At 61.0% G+C, this 23,000-nt stretch carries 24 protein-coding genes and 3 pseudogenes; 11 read left to right on the top strand and 16 right to left on the bottom strand.

Annotated elements, in window-relative coordinates:
- Positions 1–11 precede the first annotated feature (11 nt).
- Entirely contained in the window at positions 12–464 is a 453-nt protein-coding gene (locus K8P63_RS05495; RefSeq protein WP_263282692.1) for an MFS transporter, read from the top strand.
- A 142-nt stretch (positions 465–606) separates the two neighbouring features.
- Here K8P63_RS05495 and K8P63_RS05500 read toward each other — a convergent pair whose 3' ends face one another.
- On the bottom strand, positions 607–945 hold the full coding sequence (locus K8P63_RS05500) for a GNAT family N-acetyltransferase (protein WP_223798825.1): 339 nt from the start codon (positions 943–945) through the stop codon (positions 607–609).
- 331 nt (positions 946–1,276) lie between these two features.
- Between K8P63_RS05500 and K8P63_RS05505 the strand changes: the two genes are divergently transcribed.
- Genes K8P63_RS05505 through K8P63_RS05515 form a run of 3 tightly spaced genes read left to right on the top strand, consistent with a single transcriptional unit; the run spans position 1,277 to position 2,661 of the window.
- Positions 1,277–2,002, top strand: coding sequence for a helix-turn-helix transcriptional regulator (locus tag K8P63_RS05505; RefSeq protein ID WP_263282693.1), 726 nt, complete (start codon positions 1,277–1,279; stop codon positions 2,000–2,002).
- Positions 1,966–2,313, top strand: a complete 348-nt coding sequence (locus K8P63_RS05510) for a TfoX/Sxy family protein (protein WP_223798827.1) — start codon at positions 1,966–1,968, stop codon at positions 2,311–2,313. The genes K8P63_RS05505 and K8P63_RS05510 overlap by 37 nt, the downstream gene beginning before the upstream one ends.
- Before the next feature lie 6 nt (positions 2,314–2,319).
- Positions 2,320–2,661, top strand: a complete 342-nt coding sequence (locus tag K8P63_RS05515; protein ID WP_317629352.1) for a VOC family protein — start codon at positions 2,320–2,322, stop codon at positions 2,659–2,661.
- A gap of 46 nt (positions 2,662–2,707) precedes the next feature.
- Here the strand turns inward: K8P63_RS05515 and K8P63_RS05520 are convergent, their stop codons facing one another.
- The 3 genes from K8P63_RS05520 to K8P63_RS05530 all read right to left on the bottom strand — a co-directional run bounded on the left by K8P63_RS05520 (position 2,708) and on the right by K8P63_RS05530 (position 4,127).
- Positions 2,708–3,031: a hypothetical protein gene (locus K8P63_RS05520; RefSeq protein WP_223798828.1), complete on the bottom strand. Its 324-nt coding sequence runs from the start codon at positions 3,029–3,031 to the stop codon at positions 2,708–2,710.
- Between the two features lie 140 nt (positions 3,032–3,171).
- Entirely contained in the window at positions 3,172–3,363 is a 192-nt protein-coding gene (locus K8P63_RS20985; RefSeq protein WP_223799752.1) for a GNAT family N-acetyltransferase, read from the bottom strand.
- A gap of 413 nt (positions 3,364–3,776) precedes the next feature.
- Positions 3,777–4,127 carry a response regulator gene (locus tag K8P63_RS05530; RefSeq protein WP_223798829.1) on the bottom strand — a complete coding sequence of 117 codons (351 nt, stop codon included), beginning with the start codon at positions 4,125–4,127 and terminating at the stop codon, positions 3,777–3,779.
- A gap of 197 nt (positions 4,128–4,324) precedes the next feature.
- Here K8P63_RS05530 and K8P63_RS05535 point away from each other — a divergent pair, with 197 nt between their 5' ends.
- Positions 4,325–6,934, top strand: a complete 2,610-nt coding sequence (locus tag K8P63_RS05535) for a PAS domain-containing protein (protein ID WP_223798830.1) — start codon at positions 4,325–4,327, stop codon at positions 6,932–6,934.
- A gap of 366 nt (positions 6,935–7,300) precedes the next feature.
- Here K8P63_RS05535 and K8P63_RS05540 read toward each other — a convergent pair whose 3' ends face one another.
- The 4 genes from K8P63_RS05540 to K8P63_RS05555 form a co-directional block, all read right to left on the bottom strand.
- Entirely contained in the window at positions 7,301–8,959 is a 1,659-nt protein-coding gene (locus K8P63_RS05540; RefSeq protein ID WP_223798831.1) for a recombinase family protein, read from the bottom strand.
- Complete coding sequence (locus K8P63_RS05545) at positions 8,956–9,372, bottom strand: DUF2924 domain-containing protein (RefSeq protein ID WP_223798832.1); 417 nt, start codon at positions 9,370–9,372, stop codon at positions 8,956–8,958. Before K8P63_RS05545 ends, K8P63_RS05540 begins: the two co-directional genes overlap by 4 nt.
- Positions 9,369–9,878: a DUF3489 domain-containing protein gene (locus K8P63_RS05550; RefSeq protein WP_223798833.1), complete on the bottom strand. Its 510-nt coding sequence runs from the start codon at positions 9,876–9,878 to the stop codon at positions 9,369–9,371. The genes K8P63_RS05545 and K8P63_RS05550 overlap by 4 nt, the downstream gene beginning before the upstream one ends.
- A gap of 485 nt (positions 9,879–10,363) precedes the next feature.
- Positions 10,364–11,182, bottom strand: coding sequence for a LysR substrate-binding domain-containing protein (locus K8P63_RS05555; RefSeq protein ID WP_223798834.1), 819 nt, complete (start codon positions 11,180–11,182; stop codon positions 10,364–10,366).
- 10 nt (positions 11,183–11,192) lie between these two features.
- Here K8P63_RS05555 and K8P63_RS05560 point away from each other — a divergent pair.
- A pseudogene (locus tag K8P63_RS05560) lies at positions 11,193–11,593 on the top strand (DDE-type integrase/transposase/recombinase); the annotation flags it as partial.
- Positions 11,594–11,899: 306 nt separating this feature from the next.
- Positions 11,900–12,412 (top strand): hypothetical protein, encoded by a 513-nt coding sequence (locus K8P63_RS05565; protein WP_223798836.1) that lies wholly within the window; start codon positions 11,900–11,902, stop codon positions 12,410–12,412.
- Between the two features lie 1,366 nt (positions 12,413–13,778).
- Here the strand turns inward: K8P63_RS05565 and K8P63_RS05570 are convergent.
- The 7 genes from K8P63_RS05570 to K8P63_RS05600 all read right to left on the bottom strand — a co-directional run bounded on the left by K8P63_RS05570 (position 13,779) and on the right by K8P63_RS05600 (position 18,457).
- Positions 13,779–14,468: a hypothetical protein gene (locus K8P63_RS05570; RefSeq protein WP_223798837.1), complete on the bottom strand. Its 690-nt coding sequence runs from the start codon at positions 14,466–14,468 to the stop codon at positions 13,779–13,781.
- Positions 14,469–14,854: 386 nt separating this feature from the next.
- Positions 14,855–15,616: an SDR family NAD(P)-dependent oxidoreductase gene (locus K8P63_RS05575; protein WP_223798838.1), complete on the bottom strand. Its 762-nt coding sequence runs from the start codon at positions 15,614–15,616 to the stop codon at positions 14,855–14,857.
- A 65-nt stretch (positions 15,617–15,681) separates the two neighbouring features.
- The gene (locus tag K8P63_RS05580) at positions 15,682–16,224 is read right to left on the bottom strand and encodes a LysR substrate-binding domain-containing protein (RefSeq protein WP_223798839.1); all 543 of its coding nucleotides are present in this window, start codon (positions 16,222–16,224) and stop codon (positions 15,682–15,684) included.
- On the bottom strand, positions 16,193–16,615 hold the full coding sequence (locus tag K8P63_RS05585; protein WP_223798840.1) for a LysR family transcriptional regulator: 423 nt from the start codon (positions 16,613–16,615) through the stop codon (positions 16,193–16,195). Before K8P63_RS05585 ends, K8P63_RS05580 begins: the two co-directional genes overlap by 32 nt.
- 6 nt (positions 16,616–16,621) lie before the next feature.
- Positions 16,622–17,185, bottom strand: a complete 564-nt coding sequence (locus tag K8P63_RS05590) for a GNAT family N-acetyltransferase (protein ID WP_223798841.1) — start codon at positions 17,183–17,185, stop codon at positions 16,622–16,624.
- A gap of 29 nt (positions 17,186–17,214) precedes the next feature.
- Complete coding sequence (locus K8P63_RS05595) at positions 17,215–17,580, bottom strand: DUF1330 domain-containing protein (RefSeq protein ID WP_223798842.1); 366 nt, start codon at positions 17,578–17,580, stop codon at positions 17,215–17,217.
- Between the two features lie 46 nt (positions 17,581–17,626).
- A complete protein-coding gene (locus K8P63_RS05600) occupies positions 17,627–18,457 on the bottom strand; it encodes an alpha/beta fold hydrolase (RefSeq protein WP_263282694.1) in 831 nt (276 codons plus the stop codon).
- Positions 18,458–18,646: 189 nt separating this feature from the next.
- Here K8P63_RS05600 and K8P63_RS05605 point away from each other — a divergent pair, with 189 nt between their 5' ends.
- The 4 genes and pseudogenes from K8P63_RS05605 to K8P63_RS21085 form a co-directional block, all read left to right on the top strand.
- On the top strand, positions 18,647–19,243 hold the full coding sequence (locus K8P63_RS05605) for a TetR/AcrR family transcriptional regulator (RefSeq protein WP_223798844.1): 597 nt from the start codon (positions 18,647–18,649) through the stop codon (positions 19,241–19,243).
- 168 nt (positions 19,244–19,411) lie between these two features.
- Positions 19,412–20,128 (top strand): IS6 family transposase, encoded by a 717-nt coding sequence (locus tag K8P63_RS05610; RefSeq protein WP_223798845.1) that lies wholly within the window; start codon positions 19,412–19,414, stop codon positions 20,126–20,128.
- 971 nt (positions 20,129–21,099) lie between these two features.
- A pseudogene (locus K8P63_RS05615) lies at positions 21,100–22,248 on the top strand (IS3 family transposase).
- A gap of 27 nt (positions 22,249–22,275) precedes the next feature.
- Positions 22,276–22,437: pseudogene (locus K8P63_RS21085) on the top strand (IS6 family transposase); the annotation flags it as partial.
- A gap of 77 nt (positions 22,438–22,514) precedes the next feature.
- On the opposite strand, the gene K8P63_RS05620 reads toward K8P63_RS21085, so the two are convergent.
- On the bottom strand, positions 22,515–22,943 hold the full coding sequence (locus K8P63_RS05620) for a hypothetical protein (RefSeq protein ID WP_223798846.1): 429 nt from the start codon (positions 22,941–22,943) through the stop codon (positions 22,515–22,517).
- Positions 22,944–23,000: the final 57 nt, after the last annotated feature.

Genomic DNA, 23,000 nt, shown 5'->3' on the forward strand with positions numbered 1-23,000 from the left:
CGTTGCCGCCGTTGAGCAAGGGGGCCGCCTTCGCCGGGGGCTTTGGCCTGATCGGAATCGCGGGCGCGCTCGTCGCGCAGCTCGCCAGCCGGGCAAGCGACCGATGGGGCGCGCGCCGGGTGATGTTTGCCGGATTGGGCGGTGCCCTGCTCGGCTTCGTCATCCTGTGCCTGTCGCCGACGAGCCTAGCCGGGCTGGCCGTTGGCGCGCTGGTGATGGACGCGGGCTGTTTCGGCGCGCACGCGGCGACCCAAGGCTACATCCTTCGCACCGGAGGCGGCGAGCGCAGCCGACGCTACAGCGCATATATGACCGCCTACTGGTCCGCTGGCGCGCTCGGCTCGTTCACCGCGCCCGCCCTTTTCCAGGCTGGCGGATGGCGGATTCTCAACCTCGTGAGTGCGGTGCTGATCGCCATCGGCACGATCCTTCATGCCCGGAAACACCAGCTCGATCAGGCCTAAACGCCGTCCTCAATTCCCGCTTCACCCGAAAGTTGGGGTTTGGGAAGACATTCGCTTTCCCGATCAACGATCCTACCGGGAAGGCGATTCGATCAGATTGGGTCGGAGAGGTCCGACCAGCCGTATGCGACCTCGTGTATTGTCACATCGTCTTCCGTAACCGCCCTTTCGGCGAAAACCGTGCGCCCAAACGCTCATAGAAGCGACGCGCGCCTACATTCTCGCGCAGCACCCAGAGGCTGGCGCCTGACAACGGCCGTGCGACCAGATCGCGGGCCATCAGGGTTATAAGGGTGCGACCCAGGCCCGTGCCATGCTGCGATCGAAGAACATAAATCGCACCGATCTCGCCGGGGAAACCATACTCGCGCATCGTAGCATCACGCTGGCCGCCACACGCCCCGAAGCCTACGATCTTGCCTGCACACTCCGCGACATAGACCCGCTCTCCGTCCAAGCCGGCGGGGCGGTCGAGAGCCATTGCCCACCTCTGCTTTCGGCCGACCGGCTGTCGAGCATGGCTTGCGGGAGCAGCCCAGTATAGGTTTCATGCCACGACGTGACGTGCAGCGCGCCGATTGCTGAAGCATCGTTAGCCGTTGCGACGCGGAAATTTACCGTAGGCACCCGCACCCCCTTTGCAGAGGCGAGGAGCATGACTTCGGCCGAGCGAGCGTACAAGACGCTCTTTCCTGATCAACGATCCTTCATCGTGAAGTCAGATCGACCAAGCGCGATCGTTCAGGCACGATGCCGTCGTGTCACGCGCCGGCCGCCTCTTCGATGTTGTCCAGAGCCTCCGACGACGGCGCATGCCAACGACGGCGGCCGAACTGGCGAGCGAACTCGGCGTCTCGATGCGGACCCTCTATCGCGACGTAGCAACGCTGATCGCTCGCGGCGTGCCGATCCGGGGCGAACCTGGTATCGGCTATGTCCTCGACCCCGGCTATTTCCTGCCGCCACTCGCCTTCGGCAACGACGAGCTGGACGCCGTGTTGCTCGGGCTCAAGTGGGTGGAGAAGCGCGCCGATGCCGGCATGGCCCGCGCCGCGCAGGACGCCTTGGCGAAGATCGAGGCGGTCCTATCAAAACCGGCGCGCGAGTTCGCCGATACACCCGGTGTCTTCGTGGGGCCAGATTTACCCCAGCCCATGGAGACGGTGGGGACCGGCCTGTTCCGACATGCGGTTCGGGGTTGCCGGAAGGTTCGCGTCTCCTACCGCGATGCCAACGGTGCCCCTTCCGAACGGACGTTGTGGCCGATCGGAGTCGCCTTCATGGAAGATGGCCGTTTCGTGATCGCTTGGTGCGAGCTGCGCAATGCGTTTCGGCATTTCCGGTTGGATCGGATCGCTACTGCCGATGTGGGGGCCTGCTACCCCGAACGTCGCGCAGTGCTGTTGCAGCGCTGGCAGCAGCAGCTTGAGGCTGAGCAGTATAATGCTGACAAGCGCTGTCAGGAGGCGTGCTATAGGCCAGCGGCACGGAAGGAGCCCGCATGGCGCACGATCCCAAGCTGTTGCAGGCGATATTGACCGAAGCAGTACCGTCCGAACTGGACGTAGCCTTTCGGCCCATGTTCGGCGGGATCATGGCCTACGCGGACGGAAAGCCCTTCGCTTCGCTGTCGGACGTTGGATTGGGGCTCAAGCTCGCCGGTAGCGAGCGCGATGCGATGCTGGCGCTGCCCGGTGCCGCGCCGCTTCGCTACGGCCCGGACCAGCCACCCAGTAAATCGTATGTCCTCGTTCCCGAGGCGATGCTCACTGACGCGGATCAGCTCAACCCATGGGTAATCCGGTGCGTCTCCGGCTTGCCAGCCAAGCGCGTTCGCAATCGAGCATAGGAGGTCATGACCGTGGCTCGTATCAACTTCATTGAGCTTCCCGCGCGCAATCTAGGGGCGGCTCGCGCTTTCTACTCGACCGTGTTCGGTTGGAAGCTGACCGACTTCGGTCCTAGTTACTCATGCACAATGTCGGGCAATGTCGATCTCGGGCTTCAAGGCGATATGAGCGAAGCGCCTGCTACGCCCCTAGCCGCTGTTCTGGGGGAAGATCTTGAAGCGGCTCAGGCCACGGTGGAGCGCGAAGGGGGAGCAATCAGCAAGCCGATCTTCGGGTTCCCCGGAGGTCGGCGTTTCCACTTTCTCGACCCCAACGGTCTAGAATTGGCGGTCATGCAGGCCGACTGACGGCGCTTGCGGTCAAGTGTAGCAATTTCCGATCAACGATCGTGGGTTACCCGGTGTAGCCATCGGAGATCGGCTCGCATTGATCGACATGATGCGGTTGAGCCGTCGCGGTCAGGTCGCTTGTCCAGCATCCATCGAGAACGGAGCAATAGCAGGCTTCCGTTTTCAGGCGATGGCGAACGCCGTCGAGCTTCGCCCAAGTCGCGGCGTTTCCCGGTAGCTCCCGCCATGCCAGCACATCCACCCCCTCACGGGCGGGCAGCACGCCGATTGGCTCGTTCTGCGTAACCAGCCCCCGGCGGACTTGCTCCTCCGCCGTCCCGGCCGGCACGCCGCAGCATCGGCTCATCAGATCGGCGCGGTGGCGCACGCCCCTCGGTCTAGACCTGAATGGATGGCAAAAGTTGGGGAGCCGGAAACAAGCCGCGAACGGCCAGATGTGGGTCGGTCGCTCGACCCATGCGATGGGTGTTCGAAAGTGTCAGGCTTGGCAACTACCATCGGGCGGTGTCAGCCACTTCGCCATGATGATGCGCGGAGTCTTCTCGAGCCGAGCTGCTCGTAGAATGGCGCAACAGCGGCGTTTGCCTCGCGTACCATGAGCTGAACCTTCGGGATCTGGCGGTCACGCAACCAGCGCTCGCCGGCGTTGATTAGCGCTCGGCCAACGCCCTTGCGGCGATAACTCGGGTCGGTAGCTATATATTAGAGCCAGCCGCGGTGTCCGTCGTGTCCCAGCATCGCCGCTCCGACGATCAGCTCAGACGCCTCCTCCGCGACCAAGACACTTGACGCTGATCCTGCGATAGCACGCCTGACATCGGCTACCGGATCATTATGGGTCGTTGTAAGGCCGCAGGCACGCCACATTTCCACCACCGCTTCTTCGTCCGCGAGACCGGCCGCCCGTATGATCACATCCATAGTCTGGCATGCTAGCATTTTAATGCTCCTGGGCCAGGCGGGTGACCCGAGCACTCTTAGAGGCATTGAACGAGCGCCGGCTTCTCGGGAGCGAACACGAAGCGCGGAACGGCTGACTTTGGGTCCTTTACTCCGAAATGTCGCCGTTCTGCATCGACTTTCGCCAAACGGATGGCAACCTACGACGCCGGTTATGGCGCTACCCTACGGAATACCTCGATCACATGTTGATGTTTAATTGGCTTGCGGAGGATCGCCGCTGCATAATCGCACGGGTCGCATAGCTCAGGCGTTCCCGTAATAAAGATGACGGGTATAGGCCCCAACTCGCTTCGGATTGCGGCGCAGGCATTCGGTCCAGTACCACCATGCTTCAGATCAACATCGGACAGGATGACGACCGGGGGCATCGATCGGGCCAACGTCAATGCATCCTCCTCACTGATGGCAAGGGCGATCGACGTAGCGCCGGCCAGCTCAGCTATGTCGCCCAGATAGTCTGCTATCAGCGGCTCATCCTCAATCACAAGTACGTGGCACACGCTCCAATCTCCCTGCGCGCTTCAACCACTGGGAAGACCAAAGGTTTAGAAAAATCACAGAGTTGCGTCGTATACCATGACACACGCAGAGCGGAGCAATGTTCACGTTCTGTCCAAAAAAGGATGCTTCGCGTCATCGTATGCCTTACATAGCGGTCCGTAAGCCTGCGCGGCGCGTTTGAAGTCGAGGAAGTACGTTGTCCGATCCGAATGCTACCATCGACCGCTCAGGTCAAAGCGTCGCCGATGATGAGCGCATCGCTAACGAGTTGGCGGGGCTCGAGCGCCATACCGACCCGTTCGTGGCAGCGGTTCATGCCACGCGCATGCCTATGATCATTACCAATCCGCGCCTTCCAGATAATCCGGTGGTTTTTGCAAATGATTCATTCTGCCGGTTATCGGGGTATGAACGCAGCGAGATCGTCGGTCGCAATTGTCGTTTCCTTCAGGGAGAGGAAACTGATCCAGCCACGCGCCAAGCGCTCCATGATGCGGTAAAGCAGGTGCAACCTATCGAGGTAGACATCCGCAATTATCGTAAGGACGGCGAGGCGTTCTGGAATCGTCTGCTGATGGCCCCCGTGTTCGATGTCGATGGGCAGCTCGTCTACTTCTTCGCCAGCCAGGTCGATGTGACGCTGGAGCGGGAGCGCCTGACAGGACTGGAGCGCGACAATGCTGCGCTGATGGCCGAAGTCACGTCACGGCTGCGTACGCAGCAGGAGCGCGAGCGTGAATTGGCGCTCGCGCTGAGGGCGGGCGGGTTCGGTACATGGAGTTTTGAACTCGCGACGCAGACGTTGACCGCCTCAGACGAATGCAAGGCGCTTTTCGGCCGCCCTCCTGGACTGCCCTTCAAATACGAGGATCGTATCGCCGCGATCCATCCGGACGATCGGGAGCGGGCCAACCGCAGCATGATGCAGGCGGGCGATCAGGGCGGAGAACTCAACGACGAATACCGGATCGTCTGGCCCGATGGCAGCATCCGGTGGCTCTCATCGCGAGGACAGCCCTTCTTCGACGCCAATGACCGTCCGGTCCGGATAGCTGGTGTCTCTCAGGACATCACGGCCGCCAAGCACGCCGAGCTGAAGCGTCATGCGCTGGCACGGTTGAACGATCTATTCCGCGACCTCGATCTTACCGCCGACATCTCCTATGTTGCGGCCGAAATTCTGGGACAGACGCTGGGCGTCAGCCGTGCTGGCTACGGCACGGTCGATCCGGTAACGGAATCGATCACCATCGAGCGTGATTGGAATGCGCCGGGGGTGACGACGATCGCCGGGACGCTGCTCTTCCGCGAATATGGCTCGTATATCGAGGACTTGAAGAGCGGCGATACGGCAACTGTCGCTGATTCTCGCCTCGACCCGCGCACTGTTGACACATCTGAGATGCTGGAAGGGATCAGCGCGAGATCGTTCATCAACATGCCGTTGACACAGCATGGTGAGTTCGCGGCTCTGATCTTTGTCAACGAAGCTGCGCCGCGTAACTGGACCGATGAAGATATCGCGTTCCTGCGTGAGGTGGCGGAGCGAACGCACACCGCGACAGAGCGTCGACGTGCGGAGCGTGAGCTGGCCGAGCTGGCGGCCTCGCTGGAACAGCAGGTCATTGAGCGCACCGAGGCCCTGGTGGCTGCGGAGGACGCGCTTCGCCAGTCGCAGAAGATGGAGGCGGTCGGGCAATTGACCGGAGGTCTCGCCCACGACTTCAACAACTTGTTGACCGGTATCAGCGGCAGCCTGGAGATGATCCAGCTTCGTTTTGCGCAAGGAAGGGGAGCCGATGTCACCAAATATATGGATGCAGCCCAGGGAGCGGCGCGACGCGCCGCAGCGCTGACCCATCGGTTGCTTGCATTTAGCCGCCGACAGACCTTGGACCCGCGACCCACCGACGCAAATAGCCTGATCCACGGCATGGAGGAATTGGTCCGCCGCACGGTCGGACCTTCGGTCGAGGTGGAAACATCGCTCGCAATCGGGCTTAGCTCGACGCTGGTCGATCCTAGCCAGCTCGAAAACGCCCTTCTCAACCTATGCATCAATGCGCGCGACGCGATGCCCGATGGCGGAAGGATCATGATCGAAACGCAAGATCGCTACGTCGATGAGCGCGCGGGCCGCGAGCGTGATATCGAACCGGGTGCCTATGTGTGCCTGTCGGTGAGCGATACCGGTACCGGCATGCCGCCCGCGGTGATCGCAAAGGCGTTTGAGCCGTTCTTCACCACCAAGCCGATCGGCAGCGGGACCGGGCTGGGTTTGTCGATGATCTACGGGTTCGCTCGGCAATCGGGCGGACAGGTGCGGATACATTCAAGCCCCGGTGCAGGCACGACGGTCGTGATCTACCTGCCACGCAATGGACAGACGGCTGAAGAGGACGCGGCGCCAATTCCGCTGTCCGATGCGCCGCGGGCTGAGGGTGGAGAAACGGTCCTGATCGTGGACGACGAGGAATCGATTCGCATGCTTGTCACCGAGACGCTGATCGATCTTGGTTATACCGCGCTTGAGGCGGCAGACGGCCCGATGGCGCTCAAATTGCTTTTCGGGGATCGACACATCGACCTGCTGGTGACCGACGTCGGCCTGCCTGGAATGAACGGCCGTCAGCTAGCCGACGCCATCCGGGCAAACCGCCCAAGCCTCAAGGTGCTTTTCATTACGGGATACGCCGAGAATGCCGTGCTCAACCACGGTCATCTCGATCCTGGCATGCATGTGATCACCAAGCCATTTGCGATGGAGGCACTGGCTTCCCGCATCAAGGAATTAATCGCGGGCTGAGAGTCCTACCGTTCTCAAAACTGCATCGTTTTTCAAAGGAAAAATAAGACCGATTGCAGGCGCGGTGAAGCTTGGCAATTTGCCCGCATGGGAGAGGCAATCAGCACGTTCGAGCAGATTGTATTGCTGGAACCCCAGCATGAAGCCTTACTTCGCGCATTGCGGGTACTATCCTTTGAGCTTCTTCCCGATCCAGTTGAGGTGGCACGGCCGGGCGATCGAGCGGTAGCTGGGGCTGGGGCAGCGAGTACCACATTCGTGTCGGGGCAAGCCATGTTGATCCGGCGCCAGCGCCAATGAGCGCGCAACCACGGCGCAACACAGCAGTTTGATACGACAGCGTTCGCACACCCCCCATCCAGCTCATTAGGCCGGGCCCCTGATCATGGCGTCCTGCTCGCGCCAGTCGGGCGATATGGTGAGCTTCAGCGTGAGGCTGGTGCCATCGATCCCATCGCGAAGCCTGCCGGCAAGTGCCGCCTCGATGATCGGGGGCGATAGGAATGCGAGCCGCAGCACGCGGGTCACATAGGAGGCGGTCACGCTCTCGCGCCCGGCCAGGTCGGTAAGCGTCATCTCACCCTTCCTGAGCTCGGCCCACCAGCCATGCGCTTTGGCGATCAGCCGGGTCAGCGAGGGATCGGTCGATGGCGCGATCGGATGCCCGTCGCGCGTGACGAGCCGGGTGGTCCTCCCCCTGCGGAACTGGCCGTCGATCGCAAGGGTGATCGGCGCCGCAGCACAACCCGCCTGCACCTCGAGCAGCTCGGCGAGCCTGGCACGGTCGAGCTGCACGACAAGTTGCTCGTCGCCGACCTGCACCTTCTCAACCAGGGAGAGCAGCGTCTGGGCTTGGCTGGCGCGCGGGAGCGCCCGAAGGTGCGCGCATTTGTCGCCGAGCAGTTCGAGATCGTCGACCTTCAGACCAAGGTCGGTCATGAGAGCGAGCGGATCGGCGAACAGTGCGAGGATGCGGTCGACCACCGGCCGCTCGATCGCGCTGGTCGGCAGCCTCAGCCCGTATTGGCTCACGCCGCGTTGCCGGTCGCGGCTGACATAATAATGGTAGCGCAGCATTCCCTTGGATGCATGCGAGCAGAGGAGCGGCACGCCTTGCCTGTCCACGATCCGCCCGGCGAGCAGCGCCGGGCTTGCAGCGCGTCGATAAGTGCGACCCTGCCGGTTTTCAGTGAGCAGGAGTTGCACCCTGTCGAACGTCTCGCGATCGACGATCGGCAGGTGCTGCCCAGCGAACGTTGCGCCGCGGTGGACGATCTCGCCCACGTAGAGGCGGTTCCTCAGCATCGCATAGAGGGGACCTCGCTCGTACCGTCCGCCGCCGATCACCCGGCCCATGGCGAGCGTACGCCGCGGCAGCCGCATCCGCTTGTCGTCCAGCCACTCCTGCAGCGCGCCCACCGTTCCCAGTTCCAGCGCCTTGGCGAACAACAGCCGCACGAGCGTGGCTTGCTCCTCGATGATGGCAAGGCTCCGCCCATCGGGTGCATAGCCGAGCGGCGGCACGCCGCCCATCCACATACCCTTGGCCTTGGAGGCAGCAATCTTGTCGCGGATCCGCTCGGCGGTGACCTCGCGCTCGAACTGGGCGAACGACAACAGCATGTTGAGGGTGAGCCGCCCCATGCTGCTGGTGGTGTTGAACGACTGGGTGATCGACACGAACGAGGTGCCGGCCTTCTCGAATGCCTCGACGAGCTTTGCGAAGTCGAACAGCGAGCGGCTGAGCCGATCGACCTTGTAGACGACGATCACGTCGATCTTGCCCGCCTCGACATCGGCCACCAGCCGCTTGAGTGCAGGCCGCTCGAGCGTGCCTCCTGAGATGCCGCCATCGTCATAACGGTCGGGCAGCGCCGCCCAGCCTTCGCTTGCCTGGCTGAGCACATAAGCGGCACATGCCTCGCGCTGCGCATCGAGGCTGTTGAAGCCCTGTTCGAGCCCTTCCTCCGAGCTTTTGCGCGTGTAGATCGCGCAGCGAACCCGCTGGGCAGCCCCCGCGCTCATGCCGCCACCTTGCGCTTGAGGCCGAAGAAGGCCGGCCCCGACCAGCGCGTGCCGGTGATTGCGCGCGCGACCTCGCTCAGGCTCTTCCATTGCCGATCGTCCCAATGGATCGCCCGATCCTCGCCGACGATCACCACATGGACCTTGCCGCCATATTCACGCACCAGCCGCATGCCGGCGGCGGGCGTGGTGGTGCGGGTGGCGCCGCGAGCGAGCTGGTCGAGGCGGGCGCGCGTCGTCCGCGGCACGCCGCCATAGGCGCGTGCCTGGATTTCCCAGGCCAGTGCCAGCCGCAGCAGGCTCGGGCTCACCCGCGGCACGACCTCGCCGACAAGTCTGCGCCAGAGGTCGCGAAGCTCCGTACTGCTGAGCTCAGGTAAGACGCTAAGCTGGCGATCGACCGCAGCGTTCATGCGGCCGCGCCGATGCGGTAGCAGGTCTGGCCATCCCGCTTGAGCCGTTCGATCGCATGCCCCTTCTTACGCAAGCCGGTCAGCGCTGCTCGGGTGCTGTGCGGTAGCCAGCCGGTCGCGGCGATGAGTTCGGGCAAGGTGGCACCTTCGTCGCGGCGCAGCAGGTCGAGCACCGCGGCGGTCTTGTTGGAGCGGGCAGGCGAGGGGGCAACGGCAGGCGGCTGGGCTGGCGCAGGCGGGTCCACTTCGTCAGGCTCGATGCCGATCGCCGCAAGCCCCGCATCGGTCGCGAACAGGCCGAAGCGGAGGTCGCCGTCGGTGCGGCTCACTGCATACGCAATGCTGGTCTCGCGCTCTCCGATCAGCCCGGCTGTGGTGAGGGCCGCGAGCGCCCTGCTCAACCCGCCGCTGGGCTTCAGCGTCCCGGGCAGGGGATAGAGGCTCCGATCCTCCCGCTGCGCTGCGGTCGAGAGCAGGATGGTCTGGGTGTCGCTGAGGCGTGGCATGACATGGTCTCCAATGGGCGCGGCACAGCGCCGCTCCCACCAGCCACAGCCCCGGCGATCACCCTCGCGGAGCTCGACACGCTCAGCAGCGAGTCGACATGTGCTGTCGCTCCGGTGCGGGGAGAAGTCGAGCGCGATCGCGGCCCTGACGGCGCCTCCTCGGGCAAGTCAGGATGCCGTGCGCAATTTCGAGAAGAGAATGGCCACGCGCGCGGAGGAAGCCGACGGCTTTTTACGGGAAGCAGCCATTCGCGCCTCTGACTACCGGCAAACACCCGATGTCAAATAGACAAGTCGCGCTCCGCGAGTTCGGAAGTAGTCATTCGTTAGGCGCGATCATTCCCGTTTACCCCTCTCTGGCTGGCAATTTCGGGAAAGCAGACAGTGCGAACGATCGGCAGCGGGATCAGCGCGCGGCTTTCTCATTGCGGGTTCGTTTGCGGGCAAGACGATTTAACCAAGCGCTGCCCGGTCGCCAACAAAGCTTAGAAAGCATGACCGCATTCTGTAAGTTGTGCCGTCACGTCCATGATGAAAGACCTCAGCCAGCGGTGTGCCGCGTCATGGCGGTAACGGACGTGCCATGCCATATCTACGGGGAATGAGCCTAGATCGACTGGCGCAGGCACCACCTTCACCCTCGTGTCATGCAGCAGTTGCCAACAGATAAACTTTGGCAGTGTCGCACAGTAATCTGTCACGGCGACGACCTCCGCTACCGCAAAGAAGTTCGTGGCGGAAATCGCGACATCCCGCTTCACCTGTTGTTGCGCCAATGCATGAAATAGGCCGGCTCGCATGCGACCGGGCGGCACGATGTTGACATGCTTCATACCTTCGAACTGTTCCCGAGTAAGGTGATCGCCGATGTCGGGATGGTCGGCGCGCACGATGAACGCCAGCCCCTCGCCCATCAGATGCTGCACGACCAAGTTGTCCGGCGGGTCGACGATGCGGCCTAGCACAAGCGCTGTGCTGCCCGAGACCACGCCGGTATCCACAAGATCGTTTCCATAAGGGGTCAGACGCAGTCTGATGCCCGGAGCCTCTTCCTGGAGCTTTGCAACAAGCGCGGGCACGAGCACGAACTCAACATAGCCGTTAGGAGCGATGGTAAGCGTGCGCTCGGCTTTCCGGGGGTCGAACTCCTGTTGGCCTAGAATTGAATCGTCCAGCTTCGCCAAGGCTTCGGCGATACCGGGTGCCAACTCCACGGCTACGGCAGTGGATTGCAGGCCGTAGCGCTCTCGAATGAACAACTGGTCCTGCAGCATGGTGCGCAAACGTGCGAGCGCATTGGACAAGGCGGGCTGGGATCACGAGGGCGAGATCCTCGAAAGCTACGTTACCAAAGAACGCGACGAGGGCGCAGCGCTTCGCTTCATGAAGAGGCACTGAAGCGTCATGGCGCGCCGGAGGCCGTCACTACCGACGGGCTGCGCTCCTATCGCGCCGCGATGACCGAGCTTGGCAACGAGGACAAGCAGGAGGTCGGCCGCTGGGCCAACAACCGAGTTGAGAACAGCCATCTCCCGTTCCGACGACGAGAACGGGCGATTCTGCGGTTCCGACGAATGGCGAGGCTCCAGAAGTTCGCCTCAGTCCATGCAAATGTCCACAACCACTTCAATCTCGAACGCCATCTTGTCGATCGCCAGACCTATAAGCTTCGCCGCTTAGCCGCCCTGGCTGAGTGGCAGATCCTCATGAGCTAGGCTGCCAGCCTCGAAGATTCAGCCGCATCGTCTGTAGACGACTTGCGTTAGACGACAGCAATTCTCGGACCGATAGTTGGCGTCAAAGATCGCCCGCGCGGCGGCCCTTAGCCGTACGTCGTGCTGCATGGCTCATCCTGAAACGATGGTTCGACGCGCCTTAGCACCGAACGGTTACCTCGAACAGAAAGTAAACACCTTTCAAGGTGCACTGCGATCGATCGCTGCACGCACCCCGGCAAGCCGACGGATATCGCCGCCTACGGAACGCGTCCGAAGTGCGCCGCCCAGCGTTTGATCATCGCGATGAATGAACCTCCCATCTTCGACCATAACGAAGTCTGCCGCGACATGGAGCGTATATTCGCGCATTTCGAAGTGAGGCCTGCGATCCCACGACGGGTGCAGTCCGACGGCTTTAAGGTCTCCATCAAACCAAAATTTAAGCTTCGCTGGCTAATCCTAGGAATCGCTATTTCCACAGCGATTTGGATTGGTGTCATTCATGCCTCCCACCGGCAAGTCATGCTCGGTGCGCTGGTGGCCGAACCCGGCGTTGCAAAAGCCTATGTTGCGCCCGCTTCGCATGTCGAGGCCGTGGCGATTGAGGCGCCAAGACCTGGCCACTTGTCGATCGTCTCGGGACTTCCTCGTTCGCACCGTTCGAGGCAACAAACTTCGCAGAAATTGGAGCGACGCGCTCCCCCGCTCGAAAGATCACGAGGTGAAGCCCTCCGGGCAGCCTATGAAGAGGATGCGGCAATCACGCGGCGCCTGAACTTGCGATCGCTCGACGGCTCGGAGCACCAACTTAAATAATGGAGGTAGGTTGGTTCGCGTAATGCGTCGGCAACCGCCAAGCCCCTAGTCGAGTTCACGCGCTTCGCGCACAATGTTCAGAGAATGCGCGGGCTGCCGTCAGCAGGTAGCATGATCGGCTTAACCGATGTCACAGAGATCCGCGCTGGAGCGAAAGGAGCTGACGGGTTAGCGTCCGAAAGGGCGACCATCTTTGATGTATGTCGAAGTCTTCTGTCGAATGACTCCCAGTTGATCGGCGGTGGCGCGGCAACAGTTACAACGATCATATGTAACACTAAGCGCTGTGCGTGGTCTCGCACATCAACCCGCCAATGTTGCTAATAGGCAAATTCGGGTTTTTCTGAAGGTACTCGCCGAGGAGCGAAATCGCTGCGTTGCGCGCCTCGTCTACGGAGGCATAATCGCCCTTGAGCTGTTCGTCCGCGCCATCATTAAGACTTCACGTGTTCTCGACTAGCTCGTCGCGAGCAACTGAGAGAAGCTTCGGAACGTGGCGCGAACGTCTGGGCTGGAGACTTGCTCCGCCATTGACTCGACCAGAACGCCATGTCTTGCGAGTTCTCCAACTCAGGCGCTCGCGGCGCCAGCGAGCTGATCGTGCGCGGATAAACATGATGGAACCCCACGGTGGCGCTGGCGCACGTCTCGCGAGAGCGCTCCGCGGCGTCGCCTGGGTCATTCGGATCGTAAGGCATCTGCGGCTCATGCGGACTGAGCCATCTCCAATGGGCTCATCGGCGGGTAATCGAACCATTAATTTGTCCGGCCAACCGGGCCCCGCGCGCGACCACGCGGGCGCACACGCGCGTTGTGCACGGTGATGGCGGCTCTTGCTTTATGCATTGGGCCTGTCACTTATGCCGCCGCGATGGGGGATGACGCACACCGACGCGGTCAGAGCTAATTGCCCCCCCCCCGCTCTGATCGGCGGCTAACATGGCAGGATGCCCCGCTATAAGCCCCGGTCTGCGAGCCCGTTTTGCTACTTTAACTCTTCGCCTGAGGTGATCCGGCTGGTAGTGCTGATGTAGGTGCGGGTTCCGCCGTCGTTGCGGAACGTCGAGGATGTGCTGTTCAACGCGTGATTGACCAACGCTCGAATGAGCTACGGCCCAACCTCGATCGTGATGCCGCGGCACTCATTTTCTCGACTTGCGTGCCGAACGCGTGAACGCTGCTGCAAGAGAATTTGGAGAGCTCATCGCTTTTCGATCAATCAAACGAGAGTTTGAATTATCTTAATTGATTTACAAACGTAAAGCGCTGTCATGCAGCACGATTAAACACGTATAATTTGATAACACTATTTCTAAGTCGCTAACATTTCATCCAATATTATAAGGGAAAATCCTGTCGATAGATATCATCTCCCAATAATATGTTCATCATCGGGCAGTAGGCACTTTTGATGCGCCTCGCCGTTTAGCATTTTAAGATCGGATACCTTCGATGCGATATGAGCGGCGTCGATCAGATTGACCATCTGACGAGAGGCGATGGCAATAAGGTTATTCAATGCCGACAAACGCGCTATGTCACTTTGTAGCCTGTCCCTCGACACATCCGTTAATACGGTTTGTCGATGAAGCGTCTGCAAGTCGCTCCAAAGGAAAAACTCTTGCTGGTTCAGAGATCGTATTATCTCGGCGGTACCGAAAATTGCTGCATAGTTCTTGCGCAGTGGTTCCGGCATATGGGCGACAACACCGGACGCTACGGCCGCTGCCCATGCTGTCGATGCCCAGTCTCTAAGGAGAACCATTGTAGGACGTAATTTCGGCGCCTCCCAGCTCTTGTCCACAATTTCAGATAAACGATTAAGTTGCCGTTCGCTGCATGCGGTAAACTGTAAACGCTCCTTGGCAGCAAAGAGATTGTCCGAAATCTGATCGTCCAAAGATATTCGGGCCGCCTCAATCTGTTCTTTCCATTGTGCTAACTCGACCATTTGCTCCGCCGACAGCGCAATAAACACACCGATAACAATAATCCCGATCTCGCCAAAAAATTCGCGCCATCCGTGAACGGGCTTAATCCTGTGAATGTCGAACACTCGCCACCTTCAATCAGCTATCCCACCCCGTTAAATGACGGAGATCGAACTGTCGATATCGGATCATTGCAAAGAAGGAAGCTATCCGAAACCGCCATTGAATAACGCTAACACGTGACGGTGAAGGGGCGCGCAGGCCGTCAACTCCAATTGGTTAAGTCGCTTCGCACCTGTCTAGCATCTAATTTTGACCCACGCCTTGGGACCAGGATCACGCCTTTTCAAGCCAGCCGTTGTGACCGGCGAACTAACCTGATGCGAAAACAAGGAAGATCATCCCGCCGATCTCGTTTGGCTGCACCGCGTATCTGCAAGCTGCTTGGACAACAGTGTTAACTCCAGCAGTGATGAATCCGGTAGCGGATTGATCCGTCGTCGTGCCGTCTTCACGACTGAAGCAACACACTTTTGCCACCATCCACCATAGCGATGGCGCCGACCATGAAGCTTGCCTGATCCGAAGCGAGAAAGGCGATGACCTGCGCGATCTCGCGTGGCTGAGCAGCGCGTCGGATAGGCGCATGCCTGCCGTAGGCCGCCAAGGCTGCGCCGCCGTCCTCGTGCAGGTGATCCAGGATATGGGTAACCGTGTCGCCCGAGCCGACCGCGTTTACTCGAATACCGTGCTCGATGGCCTCCACCGCGAGCGTCCTCGTGAATTGCGCAAGCGCTCCCTTCGACGAGGCATAAGCGGCAATCGAGGGAAAGGTCTGGAAGCAAGCATAGGATCCAACGTTGACGCTCGCGCCACTGCCATTGGGTATCATCGCACGCATGGCTTCACGTGAGTGCAGGAATACGCCGCGAATGTTGACTGCGAAGATATTGTCCCATTCCGCAAGTGTCATATCGACCACCGGCTTATTGATGATGATCCCCGCATTGTTGACCAGAATATCGACCCGGCCGAACTCTGCGACCGCAGTTTCCACTGCGGAACGGGCTGCGCCCTCGTCCCGAACATCGGCAACCATTGTCACGATGCCGGGCTTAGCAAGTTCCCGGACCGTCCGGTCCCGGTCTTGCGCAATGATCAGCGCGCCCCGTGCGTGGAGAAGGTCGACCGTCGCGAGGCCGATGCCACTTGCCGCGCCGGTGACGATCGCAACCTTTCCGGCAATGTCGTTGTAAATCCGGTCGTCGCTCATATCGGGCTCCTTTGCCTTGAGCCGATAATCTGGAACTCCGGTCGGTCGTTGTGAATAAACGGGTCTCAGTATGGGGCATTCGTCGGCGGAGGTATAATGGGAACCGCCGCCACTTGCTGCCGGATCATTCCGATCAGCGCCGTTACAGCCGCCGAGCGCTGACGATGGCGCAGGTAATATAAGGCAAAGCCGGGGAACGGTGCTGAATAGTCCGTCAGCATTGCGACGAGCCGGCCCTCGTCAATATGGCGACGAATCTCGCTTTCGACCCAAAAGGCGATACCTACGCCGCCGATCGCGGCATCAAGCGCCGCCCGCTGATCGTTGAACGTAAGCGGACCTGTGATCGGTATGGAAAACCAGGTTCCTTCCTCGCAGAAATCCCAGCCGTAAAGCGTATCATGCCCTGGCCAGCGGAAGCCGATGCAGCGATGCTCACGCAGGTCGCGCGGATGGGACGGCATTCCGTGCACCGCCACATAGCCGGGGGATGCGCAGGCGATCTGCCGGATCGGGGCTTGGAGCGGGAAGGCGGTAACGTCCTGATCGAGCAGTTCGCCAAGCCGGATCCCGAGATCAAACCGCCGGTACGATGTCGATATCGGCATCGTCGATCTGTACCTCGACGCTGACTTTGGGAAAGCGGTGGGCAAAGTCGGCAAGGAGTGGTTTGAGGAACAGCTCGTAGCCCAACCGCTGGGCGTGCACGCGCACCGGGCCGGATGCCTCGTCACCCGCCGCTTCGGCTTCTTGGAGCGCCGCTTCGATCTCCTCGACCGCGACGCCGGATCGTACCGCGAGGCGCTCACCGGCGGGAGTGGGACTGACGCTGCGCGTCGTCCGGTTGAGCAGCTGAACACCAACCTCCGCTTCCAGTCGACGGATTGTCTCGCTGAGGGCGGAGGGCGAAAGGCGCAATGATCGAGCAGCCGCGACGAAACTGCCCTTGTCGATGACGCAGCGCAAGGCGTGCAGGTCCGAATAAGTCTTGCGGGACATGGATCGCTAAGCCGTCCGATCGCGGCCCGACGAGGGACGCTCTCCAAGCTGTTTGGCCATCAGAATGAGCTTGAGCGACGACCCGTCAGGTAATGGATGACGATAGGGCTGCACATAATCATAGCCATGGATTGCATAGAACGGCACCGCTGGCAGCGTGGACGTAAGCTCTACCCGCGCGAACCCCATGCCATGGGCCGCCGTCTCGCTGGTCCTGAGAAGGAGCGTGCCGATACCATTCCGGATAAACGCCGGATCGACGTAGAAGGCGCGGATCCGGGCGGCATCTCGCGACGGATCAAGACGATCGCCGGCGGGGTCGTCAGGGCCGTGTGCGCCGGCGATCGTTTTGCGAAAGCTCCAGCCTCCGGCACCGACGACGACACCGTTGATCTCGACCACGAAATAGCTTCGGTCTATAATGAGCTGCCAGTCTACACCATAAGCGTGCCTGATTGCCGTTTCGATGGTTGCATCGTCATATGCGCCGCTGTGTAGAGCGCGGATCGAGCGGCCGGTCAGGGCATTGACGCTGGCAACGTCGTCCTGCGTTGCAATTCGTACGATCACGATCCTTCTCCGTCACCGGCTTTCGCCAATCAATTCACGGTTCGCATAGGTTGCAAGACGGCCTCAGCCAGAGACGCCGCGCGCAACGGGCCGGCCTTATCGCGATAGTCTGGATCCTGGACCATGTCGTCGAAGGCCCGTCGGCTCGGATAGCGGACCAGCGCCATGGCATCCCAGGCCTGTCCCGACTCCGCTGAAAGCGCGGGCAGCCCATCGCCGACATAGACGATCTCTCCCCCGTAGCGGGCCACCAGCGGTCCCGCTGCCGCAAGATAATCGGCATAACGCTCCCGCCCACCGTCCGGCGCGAAGCGAAGCAGGTTGAGCATGACGACTGACTGGCCATCGTCGTCGTTCAAAAAGTTTTGGTAAGCGGATTCGATGAGCGTCAGCATGCAATCGCTTTCTGCTAGGTGAAGGGTATCCGGTCTGGTCAAGCGCCTAGATGCCGTTCGAACCGGCGGTCGAAGCCAGGAAGTCCAGCAAAGTCGCGTTCACGGCGTCCGCGGTTTCAAGCTGGGGCCAGTGGCCTGCTTCCTCGATCGTCATGGAGCCGCGCAGGTTGGGCAGGGCAGCCTGTAGAGATGCGTCGTCGGGCCTAGTGACGCGGTTCAATCCGTCGCGACCGCCGGTCAGGAAGAAGGACGGTTGGGCGACGACCGCGCCCGCATAAGCGCGTGAGGCAAGCTCGAAGAACGGATCGATCGCGCGATAATAGCTCAACGCGCCACGGAAGCCGGTGCGCGAGAAGCTCGCCACGGCGGCATCGACATAGGCGAGATCGATCGTGCGGATCGGTGCCGGGGCGGGGCGCAACAGCCCGCGCGACGGGTCGAACGGATCCCAGCGGGTGTCCGCGGGTGCCTCACCCGACGTCCAGTAATAGGCGCCCGGTATCGTGTCCGCCGCATCCGCCCAGGCGCTCTCCGCCTCGGTGCGCATCTGTGAGAACATGTAGAAGTCATCGGCGCCGCTGGCGCGAAGCCGATCCAGGAAGCTGGGGCCGCCTAGCGCTCGGAACGGCACGCTGATGCCGAACACGGCGGTGAAGCGATCGGGCCGCATCATGGCAGCGCTCCACGCGGCGTTGGCGCCGAAATCATGGCCGACCAAGACGGCCGACGCGATGGTGAAATGGTCGAGGATTGCGACCAGATCGCCGACGCAGTGGAATGGCGTGTAGGCATCGGCCAAATGCGGCACATCGCTTTCGCCATAACCGCGCATGTCGAACGCGAACGCACGTCGACCAGATGCCGCGACCGCCGCCATTTGCGAACGCCAGCAAGACCAGATCGCTGGGAATCCATGGCAGAATAGAACGGCCGGCCCGGTCCCCTGTTCGACGACATGCAAGCCGATGCCTGCGGCGTCAATCCGATGATGCAGTACGTCCGTATCCATTCCGCCTGGTAATACGCGTGTATTGACGGGTCAATACGCTTGCATTACTAGGAGGCCATGACAACGGACCAGCGGCAGGCACTGCTCGACGCAGGCGTGAAAGTGGTCCACGCGCGGGGCTTAGGCGCAACCGGTGTCCGTGATATCTCTGCCGTCGCGAATGTTCCGCCGGGCTCGTTTACCAACCATTTCCGATCCAAGGAGGTTTTCGGGCTCTTGGTTCTGGATCAATATGCCGAGCGCATCGATGCAATGATGCAGGCGACCCTTGGGGATGTCACGCGTCCGCCTGCCGCACGGCTTGAAAGTTATTTTGCCAGGATTTCGGACTCCGCGGCCGAGGCGCAGTGGCAGCGTGGATGCTTGGTGGTCGACCTGGCTGGCGAAGTCGCCGCGCATGGCGATGCGGTGCGTGAGCGGATGTGCACGGTGCTGGCCCGGCAATCGACTCGCTTCGAAGAGGTCGTCCGTCTGCTCGTGCACGACGAGGATGAGGCTGCCGACCTCGGCGCCTTCCTACTTGCCGCCTGGCAGGGGACGCTGCTCCGGATGAAGGTAGAGCGGGGTCCGCGGGCGCTCGACGGCTTTCGCCGAACGCTCGCCGCGCTGCTCCCTCGCATCGGTGCGCCCTCGGTCGATCCCACTGTTGGCTAGGCAGCATCGTGGCCGTGGCGGCATTTTGTTCCGAAGCTGAGGCATCGGTAGCTTCAGGCAGGATCGTTAATCTTATAAAATGACGTCGCCTGATTGCTGGAAGTTGTGAGAGCGGGTGCTGTCAAACCAAATGCACCGTCCCGTAAGAAGGGCTAGGTAGGGGGCGAGATGCCGCGTCCCCGCAAGCCACAGAGCCCGTTCCGCTACTTCAACTCGTCACCCGAGGTGATCCGCCTCGTGGTGATGATGTATGTGAGGTTCCCGCTGTCGCTGCGGAACGTCGAGGACTTGCTATTCGAGCGCGGGATCGACATCTGCCATGAGACGGTGCGGCATTGGTGGAACCGCTTCGCTCCGATGTTTGCGGGCGATATCCGTCGGCAGCGGGTGTCTCGCATGCGGGGCTTCCGCCATTGGCGCTGGCACCTCGACGAGATGTACGTGAAGCTTAACGGTGAGATGGTCTACCTCTGGCGAGCCGTCGATCACGAGGGCGAGATCCTCGAAAGCTACGTCACCAAAGGGCGCGACAAGGGCGCAGCGCTTCGCTTCATGAAGAGGGCGCTGAAGCGTCATGGCTCGCCGGAGGCCGTCATAACCGACGGGCTGCGCTCCTATCGCGCCGCGATGACCGAGCTCGGCAACGAGGACAAGCAGGAGGTCGGCCGCTGGGCCAACAACCGAGTTGAGAACAGCCATCTGCCGTTCCGACGACGAGAACGGGCGATGCTGCGGTTCCGGCGAATGGAGACGCTTCAGAAGTTCGCCTCGGTCCATGCGAGCGTCCACAACCACTTCAATATCGAACGCCACCTCGTCGACCGCCAGACCTACAAGCTCCGACGCTCGGCCGCCCTGGCCGAGTGGCAGATCCTCATGAGCTAGGCTGCCGGCGTCAAAGACCCAAATGCATCGTCTGGAGACGAGTTCGCATTAGACTGACAGCGCCCGCCGCGATGGCCCAAGCTTAAGCATTGCCAACTTGACATAGATCATGAAAGTCCGCGATTTGTGGAATATGTCGTTTAAAGAGTATCTTACCGCCGCGTTTGCTGCCGGCCACGCCGCTGGCTTGAACAATCCGGCTTCGGTCGAAGCATGCCCGTTCGTCACTGACGAGACCGAGCTACGCGACGCTTGGCATTTGGGCTTTCACCTTGGAAGGCTAGAACGCCCAACTCGTGCCGCCCCGTTAGAGGATGAGCCGCCGCTTATCGGTTGAAACGATATGGGCTGGGCGCAGATGCTTCTCAGCGCTTCTATTCATGCCTGATAAGGCTGTTGATGCGCTGGCTGGTCAACCGTCTCGACGCGGACCTTCCGCTGGGGCAACGCTCGCTCTATCTCTGTCGTCTATGTCAAAGGCGTCGAGCGCCGAGGGATGGAACGCAGCCATTCAAACGGCGCCCCCGATCGTTTCAGCGGCGTACCACCGTACGACGTGATGGCGCACAATCGCTTTGCTAAGGGCAAAGCCACTTAGCGGCGCCAACCGGATGAATCCTAAGTCAGTACCGCGATGCCAAGACAGGCGTCGACACGAAGGTAAAAGTACCGGAGCCCGCATTCAACGTAACGCGGTTTGAGTTCAGATCGGCAGCGTAACCAAAGCTCCTTCTGAAAAAATAATCCACCGTTTTCACGCCGTTAGCAGGCAACTTGACCTGCCAGCACTTCCCGGACCGAACGGCACCATCAGCGGGACGCAGCCCATATGAAACGTCCGCGCGAACCTTTTTGGGAGAGTATACTTCCTGAGCGCGGTAATGACCGACCGTCAAAGCATCGGGGCAGAGTGAGCTGCTGCCGGTTCCGTGGACACCGAGATAAGGTGTTTTTGGAACCGGAGGGTGACAATGCAGCGACGGAAGTTCAGCGGCGAGTTCAAGGTCGAGGCGGTGAAGCTGGTACGAGATCGGGGCGTCTCGGTGGCACAGGCGGCGCGGGATCTCGATGTTCACGAGGACGTGCTGCGTAAATGGGTTCGGGATCACGAAGCCGGTCCGGGATCGGCCTTTCCAGGGCACGGTGTGATGAAGCCCGAACAGCAGGAGATTGAGCGGCTGCGCCGCGAGATAGTGAAGCTCAAGGCGGAGCGCGACATCCTAAAAAAAGCGGCGGCCTACTTCGCAAGGGACTCGATATGAAGTTCGGGTTCATCGCGAAGCACCGAGGGGTCTGGCCGGTATCGTGGTTATGCGAGACGCTCGGTGTTTCGCGCAGCGGCTTTCACGCCTGGCTCGTACGCGAGCCGAGCGCCCGTGCGCGTAACGACGAAGAGCTTGGCGGGAAGATCCGGGCCAGCTTCATCTCAAGTTATCGGACCTATGGTGCGCGGCGCGTCTGGCACGACCTTCTGGCCGAAGGCCTTTCGTGCGGCCTGCACCGGGTCGAGCGGCTGATGCAGTTGCATGGCCTCAAAGCACGCCCCCGACGACGCGGGCTGCCAAAGGACGCCGGCGAACGCTCGGTCATCGCCGGCAATGTGCTCGATCGCCAGTTCACGGCCAATGCGCCGAACCGGAAGTGGGTCGCGGACTTTACCTATATCTGGACAGCGGAAGGCGGGCTTTATGTTGCTGCCGTCATCGACCTGTTCTCCAGGCGCGTGGTCGGCTGGTCGATGAGCGACACGATGACGGCCCAGCTTGTGACCGACGCGCTGATGACGGCAATCTGGCGTCGCGGAAAGCCCGACGCCCTGCTGCATCACTCGGATCAGGGCAGCCAATATACGAGCGAGCAGTTCCAGCGGTTGATGGCCGACAACGGGGTCACATGTTCTATGAGCCGATCCGGCAACGTCTGGGATAACGCCGCGATGGAGAGCTTCTTCTCCTCGCTGAAGACCGAGCGGATCGCCCGCAAAACCTATCGCACGCGAAAATCAGGCACGGGCCGAGGTGTTCGATTACATCGAGCGCTTCTACAACCCAACGCGCAGGCACTCGACCTTGGGGTATCTCAGCCCCATCGACTTCGAGAAGCAGGCTAATGTAGCCTAACTCGGTGTCCGCGGAACCGGCAGCAGCTCAATGCTGCGGTTCCGGCGGATGAAGACGCTTTAAAAGTTCGCCTCAGTCCACGCCCACGTCAGCAACCACTTCAATCTCGAACGTCACCTCGTCGACCGCCAGACTTACAAGCTCCGCCGTTCGGCCGCCCTGGCCGAGTGGCAGATCCTCATGAGCTAGGTCGCCATTCTCAAAGGCCGAGGTGCATCCGGTGGGAGCACGAGCTCGCATCAGACTGACAGCACCTTTGCGGGCCGTTAGAACTCCATCCGTCTTGATTCGGGTGCTTGCAAGGTTTCCAGCATGGGGTTGAGGACTCGCCTCTCGAGGTCAATGCGGTCAAGCATGCCGGATCTGATACCCTTTGATGCTAAGCAATAGCCGGACCAGTCTTGTTCGATCGCTGCAAGGGTCCACTTGCCGACATGCTTTGTCGAAGCCGATCGCGCTAAAACCTCTTGCTGCTTGAGCTGCGCTATAGCTTTTGTATATTGGGGTAAATATCGTTCTACGGTCGGATAAATGACGTAGTGTAGATGTGAGGAGCGATCTTGACTGGCTCGACCGAGCTTGAGGCGTAAGCTTGCGAGGGCAGTTATCTGAGGTCGGGCGGTCGACGTGACCGCCGCCAGCTCGCCGATGAGGCGGACCAGATCCCTGTGCTGCTGCCGAAGCGTCTCAATCATGCTGTTCTCCCGTCATATGAACGGCAGCGATGGCAAGGCTTTAGATCAAAATCGGGT

The organism is Sphingomonas nostoxanthinifaciens (assembly GCF_019930585.1).
Taxonomy (GTDB): domain Bacteria; phylum Pseudomonadota; class Alphaproteobacteria; order Sphingomonadales; family Sphingomonadaceae; genus Sphingomonas_I; species Sphingomonas_I nostoxanthinifaciens.